Source organism: Aquisalinus flavus (genome assembly GCF_014640095.1).
GTDB classification, from domain to species: domain Bacteria; phylum Pseudomonadota; class Alphaproteobacteria; order Caulobacterales; family Parvularculaceae; genus Aquisalinus; species Aquisalinus flavus.
In genome coordinates this window covers 1,820,401-1,832,426 of record NZ_BMGH01000001.1, presented here as the reverse complement: position 1 = coordinate 1,832,426, position 12,026 = coordinate 1,820,401, and the positions used below count along the sequence as shown (strand labels likewise).

The window sequence follows — 12,026 nt, the reverse complement described above, 5'->3', positions numbered from 1 at the left end:
CTTCGGGATCAGGAGGATAGATGACAAAAGCAACTGCAAAAAAGATTGCCCGGGCCTATGAATTCGCTGCTGCAAACCATGGTAGTCAGAGGGACAAGGCGGGAAATCCTTATCTACATCACGTGCTGGACGTCGCGCGGAGAGTGAGATCCTTCGGACCTGAATACGAAATCGTCGCTGCTCTTCACGATTCAGTTGAAGACACGGAGGCGAGCCTTGAGGAGATAGAGGAATTGTTCGGCAAGGAGATCTGTCGCGGCGTAGAGGCAATGACTCATCGGCCGGACGAAGAGTATTTCGACGATTATATGGCCCGTGTATTGATGAATCCGATATCGCAAGTGGTCAAGTTTGCCGACTCCACTGACAATCTGGCGAAAGCCGCTCAGATCGAAGACCCGGTCAAACGTGCCAGAATGGAAGCGAAATACCGCAAGGCACTGGCAATGCTGGCGGACGTCTTGCCGGCCGAAACAGTGGAAGCGATCAGGAGCGTCTTTTGACCGAAGCAGGCTATTCCGGCACCCCCTTGCTGAGGAAGCTCGGCTATCGCCATGGCCAGCGGGCGCTGTTGATGAATGTGCCAGAGACCCTGCCGCAATTGTCCGGCTACGATGAATTCGCGGCGCGCAAGCTGGTCAAGACCTGGCGCGGCCTGTCCGGCGGGCCGTTCGACCTGATCCATGTCTTCGTCACCCGCGCCGACAAGCTGCAGGTCTATATGGCGATCATGCGCGACCAGCTGGCGCAGGACGGCATGATCTGGCTGAGCTGGCCAAAGAAAAAATCCGGCATGGAAACATCGGTCGATGAACATGTCGCGCGCAATTCGGCGCTGCAGAACGGGCTGGTCGACATCAAGAAATGCGCGCTCGACGAGGTCTGGTCCGGGCTGAAACTGGTGATCCCGGTCAAGGACAGGTATTAACGGCCATGGGCTGCCGGTTTCCGCCTGGTTTTCGGGCCCAGCGGAACAGTGATGCTATTGCTGGCGGTCTGGCCTTCGGCGCCCGCGCCGTGTGGCACGGTAAACTCCCCCTCATGGTCGATCTTCACCTTCGGGTTGCGGGCATGGAAAATCGCCTCCGACAGGACACGCCTGAAGGCCACGGGCCTGGCGATCGGAGGGCTGGTCAGCTCGCCTTCACCGGAGCCATGCATTTCCAGCGTGCCGAAATTGAAGATCTGGCCGATGAGACTCTGGCGCACCTCCACCTGTTCGACACTGGCGAGGCCCAGCTCCATCGTCCACTTGTTGAACAGGCCACGCTTGATCAGCACCCGTTGGGAGGTGACACCGACTTCGGTTACCGCGAAATGGATCTGCATCCGCGCCCAGATATAAATGCCGATCAGCACCCAGCCGAGTGTGAACAGCGCGATCCACGACAGCGCGTGATAGGGCCAGGGAAAATTGCCCTCGGCGAGCAGTTGCTCGTCATGGGTCAGACTCTGGCGCACATAGCTGGTCATTAGGCTTTGTCCCTCCCGGTCGGCCGCCGCTGGCGGCTTGCCATTCGCCGGCAAATGCCGGATCACAGGGGAAACAGATTTGCCGAAGGGCGGTTCCCATCATGCCATCGATCACCCCCTCCACAATCGAAGTCAGGGTCTATTATGAAGACACAGATTTCTCGGGCGTCGTCTATCACGCCAATTACCTGAAATTCTTCGAACGCGGCCGCACCGAAGCCCTGCGTGAAACCGGCATCGGTCATGCAGCGCTGCTGGAGGGGGAGGACAAGCTGGCCTTCACCGCGCGGCGCCTTACCGTCGAGTTTATCCGTCCCGCCCGCATCGATGACCTGTTGCAGGTGCGCAGCACGGTGACCGCCGCAAAGGGCGCAAGGCTCTGGTTTTCGCAGGAAATCTGGCGCGGCGCGGAGCAGCTGGCGAGCGCCGGGGTCGAGATCGCCTGTATCTCCCTCGATGGCAAACCGCGTCGTCTGCCGGCGGATCTGATGGCACGCCTTGCGCCTGAAGGCAGCGGCGAGGGCTGAGCTGCCGTTAACCGCTTATTCATCATGGATTAAATCATTGTCAGGCGGCCTGTTGAGGCTGCCGTTTGCCTTATTTTGTCCTACAAGTGTCGTACTAAATGCCGTCAGATGTGCTAGACGGGCATGATTACGGTTAACAGGCGCTGCAGCGCCGCAATTTTTGAGGGGTCTTCCATGCAGACTGAAGTGTCCACCACGACGGACGCCGCGCTGGGTCACGATTTCAGCATCTGGGGCATGTTCATGCAGGCCGATCCGCTGGTCAAAGCGGTCATGGTCATCCTGGTGCTGGCCTCCATCTGGTCGTGGGCGATCATGATCGACAAGTCGCTGCTGCTGGGCAAGCTGAAGAGCAAGTCGTCAAAGTTCGAGGATGCGTTCTGGTCTGGCAAGCCGCTCGACGAGATGTATATGAAGCAGCGCGACAAGGCCGATCACCCCATGGCCCGCGTCTTCGTCGCCGCCATGGGCGAGTGGGACCGCACCAAGTCTATGGTCAAATCCTCCGCTCTCGTCGTCAGCGCGCAGGACAGGATCGAGAAGGTGATGAACCTCACCATCAATCGCGAGCTGGAAAAGGCCGAGACCGGACTGTCGATACTCGCTACCATCGGGTCGGCCGCCGTGTTCATCGGCCTGTTCGGCACCGTCTGGGGCATCATGAACGCCTTCCAGGCAATCGCGCAGCAGGGCGACACTTCGCTGATTGCCGTTGCCCCCGGTATTGCCGAGGCGCTGTTCGCCACGGCCCTCGGCCTCGTCGCCGCCATCCCGGCGGTCATGGGCTACAACCATTATTCTTCGGCCTTGAATTCCTACGCCGTCAGGCTGCAGGGTTTTGCCGACGAGTTCGCCACCATCCTGTCGCGCCAGTTCGATGAAAGGGCCAAGTAGATGGGCATGAGCGTCGGCAACAACCGCAATGGCCGTGGCCGCAACAAGCCGGTCGCGGAAATCAACGTCACGCCCATGGTCGACGTGATGCTCGTGCTGCTGATCATCTTCATGGTCGCGGCGCCCCTGCTGACCGTCGGCATCGAAGTCGATGCCCCTGAAACCGAGGCGACGGCGATCAACAGCTCGGTCGAGCCGCTGACGATCACGATCCGTGCCGATGGCGCGATCTATGTGCAGGAAACGGCGATCGATTACGACAATCTCGTCCCGCATCTGCAGGCCGTGGCACAGGCAGGCTATCAGCAGGACATCTATATCCGGGCCGACAAGACCGTTGTGTATGACCGCGTTGCCAAGGTGATGGGGCGCATGAAAGCGGCCGGCTTCACCCGCATGGCGCTGGTTACCGAATAATCCGGCCCAGGAGGCAGTTTCCAGGCGATGCGTTTTGCCACCCTCATATCAGCCTTGCTGCATGTCGCGGCGGTCGGCGTCTGGTTCATCGTGCCGCCGAGCTGGCGGCCCGTGGCGCCATCGGATCCGATCGTGCCAATCGAGATCATCTCAGAGGCTGAGCTGTCAGACCGCCTGTCCGTCGTGGAAACCCGCAAGGAGCCGGAAGCCGAGGCGATAGAGCAGCCTGCACCGGAAGAGATCGAGGCGCAGCCCCCCGTTCCCACGACACAGCCTGAGCCGCAGCCGGAAGAACAACAGCCCGAACCGGAACCAGAGCCGGTACAGCTGCCGCCGGAAACCGAAGCACAGGAGCCGGAGCCAGAGCCAGAGCCGGAACCCGAGCCCGAGCCCGAGCAACCGAAAGAAGAGCCGAAAAAAGAAGAACCCAAAAAAGAAGAGCCAAAACAGGAGCCGAAGCCAAAGGAGCCTGAGCTTGACCTGTCTGCGCTGGAAAGTGCGCTGACCGACCTTGACCGCGAGGAGACCAATGCGCCGCGCGAAGCGCCGGCAGAGACCGGTCAGGCACAGCAGTCGGACCGCGACCGCAACCAGGTCGGCCTCGGTGACAAGCTGACGGCGAGCGAGGAGGCGATGTTCAAGTCGCGCATGCAGCCGTGCTGGAATATCAATGCGACCGCGGGGGCGCCTGAGCCAGAGAAGCTGCTGGTTCGCGTCCAGTTCGAGCTGACCTCCTCGGGCCAGCTGAAGAACGAGCCGAAGGTATTGAATGCCCTGCAGATCAGGACATCCGGTAATCCGTTCTGGGTCGTGGCGCAGCGCGAGGCCGTCTCTGCGGTGGTCAAATGCGCGCCCTATGATTTCCTCCCGCAGGAACGCTATTCCCAGACCTTCATTCTCAATTTCGACCCGTCGCAGATGGGCGGCGTCAACTAAACAAATCGGTGACGAGATTGTAAGTCGAGAAAAACGCTGTGAGAGTCTAACTTTGGCCACGCTTCTGGCGGAAGCTGGTGCAAACCGACCGGGATACGAGAGAAAAAGATGATCCGTAAAATGAATAAGTTTCTTGCCATGACTGCAGCGCTCCTCACCGGGGCCATGATTTCTGTCGCAGGGCCGGCGAGTGCCCAGGTCGAGATCGATATCACGCAAGGGACGGTCGATCCGATGCCGGTTGCAGTGCCGACCTATCTCTCGGCGGGATCGGAAACATCCGCCCTCGCGCAGGACCTGACCAATGTCATCATGGCCGACCTCGAGCGGTCCGGCCTGTTCTCGCCGATCGACCAGCGCGCCTATGTGCAGAAACTTGAGACCATTCACGAGCGTCCGCGCTTCGAGGATTGGCGCATCATCAATGCCCAGGTGCTGATCGCGGGCGAGGTGCTGCCGACCGATGACGGCCGCATCCAGGTCAACACCCGTCTGTGGGACGTCTATGGCAACCAGCAGCTTGCCTCCATCGCCTTCAAGACGCCGGCGGAAAACTGGCGCCGCGCCGCGCACAAGGTCGCCGACTTCACCTATGAACAGCTGACCGGCGAGAAGGGCTATTTCGATACCCGCGTCGTGTTCGTCGGCGAATCGGGTCCGAAGACCGACCGGGTCAAGCGGCTGATGATCATGGATCAGGACGGCGCCAACCCCGTGCCGCTTACCGACGGGCTCGACTATGACGTGCTGACGCCGCGCTTCTCGCCGACCCAGCAGCAGATTACCTATCTCGCCCTGTTCGATTACCGCCCGGCCCAGATCTACCTTTTCAATATCGAAACTGGTGAGCAAGAGGCGCTCGGCTCCTTCCGCGGCATGACTTTCGCCCCGCGCTTCTCGCCGGACGGCACCAAGGTAGTGCTCAGTTCCGAACGCAACGGCAATTCCGACATCTCGATCATGGACCTGCGCACCCGCCAGGCAACTCAGTTGACGGATAACCCGGCGATCGACACCTCGCCTTCGATGTCGCCGGATGGCTCGCAGATCGCGTTTTCGTCCGACCGCGGCGGTTCGGAGCAGATCTATATCATGAATGCCGATGGCTCCAACCAGCGCCGAATCACCTTCAAGGAAGGGCGTTATGGCACGCCGGTCTGGTCGCCCCGGGGTGATCTGATCGCCTTTACCCGCCAGCACCAGGGGCGCTTCTATATCGGCGTCGTGCGGCCGGATGGCACGGGCGAGCGGTTGCTGGCCGAAAGCTATCTCGCCGAAGGCCCGACCTGGGCGCCGAATGGCCGGGTCATCATGTTCTCGCGTGAATCAAATCCCGGCGGTCCGGTTTCGCTGTGGTCTGTCGATTTGACGGGGCAGAATCTGCGCCAGGTCACGACGCCGGGTGAAGCATCCGACCCTGCCTGGTCGCCGCTGCTGCCGTAAATGGGTGAAGTTTTAGCAACAATGTTCAGAGCTTATTGAAAAAAGCTGGAATAAGAGTAGATTCGTCGCGGTCAACAGGCTTATGGGGAGCCTAACCCTGCATTAAGGGGGCTTTAGAGGGATCTTCAACGCCTCAAACAGCCTTGCAGAACGCAAAGTGGAGCTGAAGTTTAAAATGCCTATTAAAAAATTTCTTATCAACACCGGTATCGTTGTAGCCCTCGCGGCCGTCGCTGCCTGTTCTTCTACGCCGGAAGAGACGGAAGTCGCTGACACGACACCGACCCGTGAAGTCGTCACACCGAGAGATACGGTTGAAACTTCCTCAGTCGTTCCTGGTTCGCAGGAAGACCTGGAAGAGAATGTCGGTCACCGCGTTTTCTTCGGGTACGACGAGTACAACCTGACCAGCGAAGCTCAGGCCCAGCTGGCCCGCCAGGCTGCCTGGCTCAAGCAATATCCGGAAGCGCGCGTGCGTATCGCCGGTAACTGCGACGAGCGCGGCACCCGTGAATACAACCTGGCACTCGGTGCCCGCCGTGCCAACTCTGCCAAGGCTTATCTGACGAGCCTCGGTGTCGATGGATCGCGCATCACCACCATTTCCTACGGCAAGGAACGCCCGATCGAGACTGGTTCAAATCCGCAGGCATGGGCCCAGAACCGTAACGCCACCACCATGCTGGTCACCACCGGCGCCTAAGGCGTCCCGTGATCGCCATTGTGGCTGAAATGAAATGCGCCAGACCTGCTCTGGCGCATTTTTTATGATGATGACGGCAAAACCGTCTGTCACAGTTTTACCATCGTTGCCTGACACGGTAACGCTGACTATTGTGAACCGCAGGAAACAGATGAGGTCGACCATGCCCCTGACGATGCCAAGTATCGGGTCTAACACCAGGCACTTTCGCCATGCCTTGAAAAAGGCCTGTGTGCTGACGGTTCTTGCCTTTTCAGGCATCGGGCTGTCCACCGCTGTGAGTGGCACGGCCAGCGCCCAGCAGCAGGGAGTGACGCCGGAACGGTTAAGCCGGATCGAGCGGGCGATTTCTGACCTGCAAGGCGTGGTCTATTCCGCCGAGGGCGTTCGTTTCGATCCATCCAGCGTCACGGGCCAGTCCGGCCTTCCGCAGGGGCCTGACAGTTCGGCGGCGTCGATGACCGTCCGGGTCAGCCAGATCGAACGCGAGCTGCAGACCCTGACCGGCGACGTCGAACGTCTGCGCTATGAGATCGACCAGAACAATCGCCGTATCGAGTCGCTGACGCAGGCCTTGTCGGTAATGGGCCAGCAACAGGCCGAGACAGGCTCGCAGGGCGGCTATGGTGACGGGCCCTATGATGACGGGTCCGGCCTTCTGTATGAAGACGATTCGTCGGCCCAATATGGCGGCGGTGCCACCGGCGGTCCCTCGGACCTTCGCGGCCGCGCGCCTGTGCGTCCTGCCGATGGCGGCAATGGCGGCACGATGAATAATGGCCAGAATTCCGGCCGGAACACTGGTGTGGAAACCGGGTTGCCGCCGGGTGTCGATAGTCCTTTTCCCGTCATCAACGACGCGGAAGACCGGCTGATGGACCCTGACGCCGCCTATGAAGGCGCCTTCGACGCGCTTCTCAGTGGCAATTATCAGGAGGCGGAAGAAGGCTTCTCGCAATTCCTTGCCGATTATCCGGACGACCCGCGCGCGGCCGATGCGCAGTACCGGCTGGGCGAGATCTATCTGGCGACCGGTGCCAATTCACGCGCGGCTGTCGCCTTTCTTGACCACATCAAGAAATGGCCTGATGACGCGAGGGCACCGGAAAGCTATCTCAAGCTCGGCATCTCCTATAACCGTCTGGGCAAGAATGCCGAGGCCTGCCAGATCTACTCGGTCATGGGCAGCAAATATCCCAACATGACGCCGGCCCTGCGGGACCGCATGGCGATCGAACGCGGCAAGGCCGGGTGCTGAGCGACGACGACGACACAAAGCTCATCGAGCAGGTGACCGAAGCGCTCACCCCCGACAGGGGCGAGCGTCTTGCTGTTGCGGTCTCGGGCGGCGCCGATTCCATGGCGCTGCTCTGGGCCGTGGCGCAAGCCGTTCCGAAAGACTGCATCCTCGCCCTGACCGTCGATCACGGCTTACGCGCCGGATCGGCTGGCGAAGCGGCAATGGTCGCCGAATGGTGCATGGCGCAGGGGATCGCACACGAGACATTGCAATGGACCGGCGACAAGCCCGTCACAGGCATCCAGGCGGCCGCGCGGGCCATGCGGTACGGGCTGCTTGCCCGAGCCTGCAACGAAAAAGGCGTGCGCGTGCTGATGACCGCCCACCATGCCGACGACCAGGCCGAAACCGTCTTTGCCCGGCTGGCGCGCGGCAGCGGCGTCGACGGGCTCGCAGCCATGCCGCGGGAGAGGCTGATCGCCGCAGGGGCGGGGCTGCCAGTCCGGCTGCTGCGTCCGCTCCTGTCATGGCGGCGGTCGGCCTTGCGCGGGATTGCCGCCGCCAACGGGCTGCCGGTCGCCGACGATCCGTCCAATGATGACCCGGCCTATGAGCGGGTGCGCCGCCGGGCCTTCCTCGCGGCCACCGGCGTTCAGGACTTTCTCGGCGTCGATGCGCTCAACCGCATGGCGGCATCGCTCGCGGACACCGTGGCTCTGCAGGAGTCGCAGCTGGCAGAGACCTTCCGCGCCTGCGGCGGATGGCTGACGGGCGCCGGTGCAATCGTCCTGTCGCGTAAACGGCTTGAGGGCCTGCCCGACCTGTTCGCCACCAGGCTGCTCGCCCGCTCGGTCGAGGCCGTCGGCGGCAGCGACATGCCCGTCGCCCCGGCCGAAATGCCTGGCGGCTGGCGCGAGACCGCCATGACCCTGGGCGGCGCATTGTGCGCGCCTGAGGGAGACGATTTGATTATCATGCGCGAGCCGGCGGCCCTCAATGGGCGCGCGGACGGCGCTGGCGGCGGGGCAGTGATCGAGATCGGACCAGACGCGCCGGACCGGCTCCTGTGGGACCGGCGGTTTATCGTCGCAATCCCCGCAAATACCCGGAATCAAAGCGGTTTTTCTCTCGCTCCCATCGCACTTTCAGCCAGCGGCCCGGTGACAAGAACCCGCCTTGCCTCTACGATGCCGGGACTGTGGCGAGATGGCCGGTTAATTGCAGTGCCGTCTTACGCAAAAACAATGCTTTGGCATGCGGCTGCGCCTTGGAACCAGGCCGGCGCCGACTTACATGTAGAAGCGTTAACCGAAGAACGACTTTTCCGCCGGATCATTCGCTTCTGAATGGCGCTGGCCAGAGCCAAAACCAAGACCCGAAACAAGACCCGAAGCAAGAACAGGATTTTTCAATGAATGGACGTAACTGGCTGATCTGGGCTGTGATGTTCCTCGTGCTCCTCTTGATGGTGCACTATGTTTCGTCCAGCGGTCCCAGCACCAGCGTCGACAGGCTGACCTATTCGCAGTTCTCCGAACAGCTCGATAGCGGCAACATCAGTTCCATCACTTTCGAAGGCGAGAAGGCTACGGGCACGACAGCCGGTGGCGATGCCTATATCGTTGCCGTGCCGCAGACGATCCAGCCTACCGTGGCGGACCGCGCCGAAGCGAGCGGCATCAATGTCGAGTTCAAGCCGGAAGAGGACATGCCGCTGCTCTTGTCCATCTTCATCAACCTTCTGCCCTTTGCGCTCCTGCTGGCGCTCCTGTTCTTCGCCATGCGGCAGATGCAAGGCGGTAATGGCAAAGCCATGGGCTTCGGCAAATCGCGCGCCAAGCTGCTGACCGAGCGCCATGGCCGGATCACCTTCGATGACGTCGCCGGTATCGACGAAGCCAAGGAAGAGCTCGAAGAGATCGTCGATTATCTGAAGGATCCGATGCGCTTCCAGCGCCTTGGCGGCAAGATTCCGAAAGGCGCACTTCTCGTCGGCCCGCCGGGTACCGGTAAGACGCTGCTTGCCCGCGCCATTGCGGGGGAGGCCAACGTGCCGTTCTTCACCATCTCCGGCTCGGACTTCGTTGAAATGTTCGTCGGCGTCGGTGCATCCCGGGTCCGCGACATGTTCGAGCAGGCCAAGAAAAACGCGCCCTGCATTATCTTCATTGACGAGATCGATGCGGTCGGCCGTTCCCGCGGCGCCGGCCTTGGCGGCGGCAATGACGAACGTGAGCAGACCCTGAACCAGCTGCTCGTCGAGATGGACGGTTTCGAGACCAATGAAGGCATCATCCTCATCGCCGCGACCAACCGGCCGGACGTTCTCGACCCGGCGCTGCTGCGCCCGGGCCGTTTCGACCGCCAGGTCGTCGTGCCGAACCCGGACCTTGTCGGGCGCGAGAAGATTCTCTCCGTTCATATCAAGAAAGTGCCGCTTGGTCCCGATGTGAATATCCGCACCATCGCGCGCGGCACGCCGGGCTTTTCCGGTGCCGATCTCGCCAACCTCGTCAACGAGGCTGCCCTGCTGGCGGCACGGCGCAACAAGCGTCTCGTCACCAACAAGGAATTCGAGGACGCCAAGGACAAGATCATGATGGGAGCGGAGCGCCGCTCCATGGTCATGAGCGAGAAGGAAAAGCGCAACACCGCTTATCACGAGGCCGGTCACGCCATCGTCGCGCTGACGGTGCCGGAATCCGATCCCGTGCATAAGGCAACCATCATCCCGCGCGGCCGGGCCCTCGGCCTTGTCATGCAGCTGCCGGAAGCGGATAAATACTCCATGAACTACGTCCAGATGACATCGCGTCTTGCGGTCATGATGGGCGGCCGTGTCGCCGAGGAATTACAGTTCGGCAAGGAGCAGGTCACCTCTGGTGCCGCCTCCGACATCGAACAGGCGACCAAGCTCGCTCGCCGCATGGTCACGCAATGGGGTTATTCCGACAAGCTCGGCTTCGTTGCCTATGGCGAGAACCAGGACGAGGTGTTCCTCGGCCATTCCGTGTCGCGTACACAGAATATCTCCGAGGAGACGGCCCAGCTGATCGATGAGGAGGTCAAGCGCCTCGTCAATGACGGCTATCTCGAAGCCAAGCGGATCCTCACAGAGCGACGCGATGGCTGGCAGGCAATCGCTGCAGCACTGCTGGAATACGAGACGCTGACCGGCGAGGAGATCAACCAGCTCCTGAATGGCGGCAAGATCGTGCGCGATGATCCGTTCGACAAGCCGCAGGATCCGCCATCCTCCGTCCCGAGCACCGGTGCACCGTCTTCGGACGGCAGCAAGGGCAAGGAAGGCGATGCGCCGGACGGCGAGCCGCAAAACGCCTGAAGGAATTGAACCAATCCCGAAAAAGCCGCATGTTCTCCGCATGCGGCTTTTTTGTTTGGAGGGCTTATGAGCAATTTCCGGATCATGGGGATCGTCAACGTCACCCCGGACAGCTTTTCCGATGGCGGGCGCTTTGCCGATGCGGCCCGCGCGATCGAGCATGGCTTGCAGCTCGTGGAGGAGGGGGCCCATATTCTCGATATTGGCGGGGAATCAACCCGTCCGGGCGCGGACGATGTTCCGGCCGATGAAGAGATCGCCCGCGTCGTGCCGGTGATCGAGGGGCTGGTGAGCCAGACAGATGCCAGCGTGTCCATCGACACCCGCAAGCCAGCCGTCGCCCGCGCCGCTCGCGCCGCCGGGGCGCATATCTGGAATGATGTCTCCGCCCTGACCTATGCCGAGGACAGCCTTGAGACGGCAGCGGACCTCGCCATCCCTATCGTCCTGATGCACGCCCAAGGCGATCCGAAGACCATGCAGCAGAACCCTGTTTATGGCGATGTCGTCGCGGAGGTGCGCGATTGGCTCGGCGGCCGGATCGAGGCGTGTGGGGCCGCTGGAATTGCGAAAGACCGACTCCTCGTCGATCCCGGCATCGGCTTTGGCAAGACCGTGCAGCACAATATCGCCTTGCTCGCGGGACTGGAGCATCTCGCCGCGCTTGGCTGCCCGGTGCTGCTTGGCGCCTCGCGCAAGCGGTTCATCTCCACGCTTGACCGGGACATGCCGGCCGACAAGCGTCTCGGCGGGTCGCTCGCTGCCGTGCTCGCGGGAGCAACCCGAGGGGCCAGCATCTTCCGTGTCCATGATGTCGCCGCCACGCGCCAGGCTCTCGCCATCTTTTCGGCGATAGAACGCCCCTGAAGCGTTTCCCGGTGAAGTGGAAACCGGTTCACCGTCAGGAAACGCGGCAAACAAGGAGTATGGATCGTTAACCGTTCGTCGTAATTTGTGATGTAGGATGCGCTCGAATTCGGGTGTGCCTCCTGCTAGACACGCCATGACCGCTTTTGCGAGGTCATTTTGGGTAAGAAGAAAAAACATAAA

The 12,026-nt window shown here is 61.3% G+C and carries 13 protein-coding genes; 12 read left to right on the top strand and 1 reads right to left on the bottom strand.

Annotated elements, in window-relative coordinates; all coding sequences use genetic code 11:
• Window positions 1–20 precede the first annotated feature (20 nt).
• On the top strand, window positions 21–503 hold the full coding sequence (locus IEV88_RS08450) for an HD domain-containing protein (protein ID WP_188158866.1): 483 nt from the start codon (window positions 21–23) through the stop codon (window positions 501–503).
• Window positions 500–928 (top strand): DUF3052 family protein, encoded by a 429-nt coding sequence (locus IEV88_RS08445; RefSeq protein WP_206711230.1) that lies wholly within the window; start codon window positions 500–502, stop codon window positions 926–928. Before IEV88_RS08450 ends, IEV88_RS08445 begins: the two co-directional genes overlap by 4 nt.
• Here IEV88_RS08445 and IEV88_RS08440 read toward each other — a convergent pair.
• Window positions 925–1,473, bottom strand: a complete 549-nt coding sequence (locus IEV88_RS08440) for a PH domain-containing protein (protein WP_188158867.1) — start codon at window positions 1,471–1,473, stop codon at window positions 925–927. The two genes, IEV88_RS08445 and IEV88_RS08440, sit on opposite strands and share 4 nt — an antisense overlap.
• 101 nt (window positions 1,474–1,574) lie before the next feature.
• Here IEV88_RS08440 and ybgC point away from each other — a divergent pair, with 101 nt between their 5' ends.
• From ybgC to folP, 10 genes are all read left to right on the top strand, one after another.
• Entirely contained in the window at window positions 1,575–2,000 is a 426-nt protein-coding gene (gene ybgC, locus IEV88_RS08435) for a tol-pal system-associated acyl-CoA thioesterase (protein WP_194420139.1), read from the top strand.
• A gap of 174 nt (window positions 2,001–2,174) precedes the next feature.
• Complete coding sequence (tolQ, locus tag IEV88_RS08430; RefSeq protein ID WP_188158868.1) at window positions 2,175–2,894, top strand: protein TolQ; 720 nt, start codon at window positions 2,175–2,177, stop codon at window positions 2,892–2,894.
• Window positions 2,895–3,311 (top strand): ExbD/TolR family protein, encoded by a 417-nt coding sequence (locus tag IEV88_RS08425; RefSeq protein ID WP_188158869.1) that lies wholly within the window; start codon window positions 2,895–2,897, stop codon window positions 3,309–3,311.
• Between the two features lie 27 nt (window positions 3,312–3,338).
• The gene (gene tolA, locus IEV88_RS08420; protein ID WP_188158870.1) at window positions 3,339–4,247 is read left to right on the top strand and encodes a cell envelope integrity protein TolA; all 909 of its coding nucleotides are present in this window, start codon (window positions 3,339–3,341) and stop codon (window positions 4,245–4,247) included.
• 120 nt (window positions 4,248–4,367) lie between these two features.
• Window positions 4,368–5,690 (top strand): Tol-Pal system beta propeller repeat protein TolB, encoded by a 1,323-nt coding sequence (gene tolB, locus IEV88_RS08415; RefSeq protein ID WP_229731439.1) that lies wholly within the window; start codon window positions 4,368–4,370, stop codon window positions 5,688–5,690.
• A 175-nt stretch (window positions 5,691–5,865) separates the two neighbouring features.
• The gene (pal, locus tag IEV88_RS08410) at window positions 5,866–6,393 is read left to right on the top strand and encodes a peptidoglycan-associated lipoprotein Pal (RefSeq protein WP_188158872.1); all 528 of its coding nucleotides are present in this window, start codon (window positions 5,866–5,868) and stop codon (window positions 6,391–6,393) included.
• A 163-nt stretch (window positions 6,394–6,556) separates the two neighbouring features.
• Window positions 6,557–7,651: a tol-pal system protein YbgF gene (ybgF, locus tag IEV88_RS08405; RefSeq protein ID WP_188158873.1), complete on the top strand. Its 1,095-nt coding sequence runs from the start codon at window positions 6,557–6,559 to the stop codon at window positions 7,649–7,651.
• On the top strand, window positions 7,645–8,979 hold the full coding sequence (gene tilS, locus IEV88_RS08400) for a tRNA lysidine(34) synthetase TilS (protein WP_188158874.1): 1,335 nt from the start codon (window positions 7,645–7,647) through the stop codon (window positions 8,977–8,979). Before ybgF ends, tilS begins: the two co-directional genes overlap by 7 nt.
• Before the next feature lie 65 nt (window positions 8,980–9,044).
• Window positions 9,045–10,976: an ATP-dependent zinc metalloprotease FtsH gene (gene ftsH, locus IEV88_RS08395; RefSeq protein WP_188158875.1), complete on the top strand. Its 1,932-nt coding sequence runs from the start codon at window positions 9,045–9,047 to the stop codon at window positions 10,974–10,976.
• Window positions 10,977–11,042: 66 nt separating this feature from the next.
• A complete protein-coding gene (gene folP / locus IEV88_RS08390) occupies window positions 11,043–11,843 on the top strand; it encodes a dihydropteroate synthase (RefSeq protein WP_206711232.1) in 801 nt (266 codons plus the stop codon).
• The last annotated feature ends 183 nt before the right edge of the window (window positions 11,844–12,026 follow it).

Excerpts from the sequence above, each read along its gene's own strand:
- IEV88_RS08450 (WP_188158866.1), top strand. The coding sequence starts at position 21 with ATGACAAAAGCAACTGCAAAAAAGATTGCCCGGGCCTATGAATTCGCT.
- IEV88_RS08440 (WP_188158867.1), bottom strand. The coding sequence starts at position 1,473 with ATGACCAGCTATGTGCGCCAGAGTCTGACCCATGACGAGCAACTGCTC.
- ybgC (WP_194420139.1), top strand. The coding sequence starts at position 1,575 with ATGCCATCGATCACCCCCTCCACAATCGAAGTCAGGGTCTATTATGAA.
- tolQ (WP_188158868.1), top strand. The coding sequence starts at position 2,175 with ATGCAGACTGAAGTGTCCACCACGACGGACGCCGCGCTGGGTCACGAT.
- IEV88_RS08425 (WP_188158869.1), top strand. The coding sequence starts at position 2,895 with ATGGGCATGAGCGTCGGCAACAACCGCAATGGCCGTGGCCGCAACAAG.
- tolA (WP_188158870.1), top strand. The coding sequence starts at position 3,339 with ATGCGTTTTGCCACCCTCATATCAGCCTTGCTGCATGTCGCGGCGGTC.
- tolB (WP_229731439.1), top strand. The coding sequence starts at position 4,368 with ATGAATAAGTTTCTTGCCATGACTGCAGCGCTCCTCACCGGGGCCATG.
- pal (WP_188158872.1), top strand. The coding sequence starts at position 5,866 with ATGCCTATTAAAAAATTTCTTATCAACACCGGTATCGTTGTAGCCCTC.
- ybgF (WP_188158873.1), top strand. The coding sequence starts at position 6,557 with ATGCCCCTGACGATGCCAAGTATCGGGTCTAACACCAGGCACTTTCGC.
- ftsH (WP_188158875.1), top strand. The coding sequence starts at position 9,045 with ATGAATGGACGTAACTGGCTGATCTGGGCTGTGATGTTCCTCGTGCTC.
- folP (WP_206711232.1), top strand. The coding sequence starts at position 11,043 with ATGAGCAATTTCCGGATCATGGGGATCGTCAACGTCACCCCGGACAGC.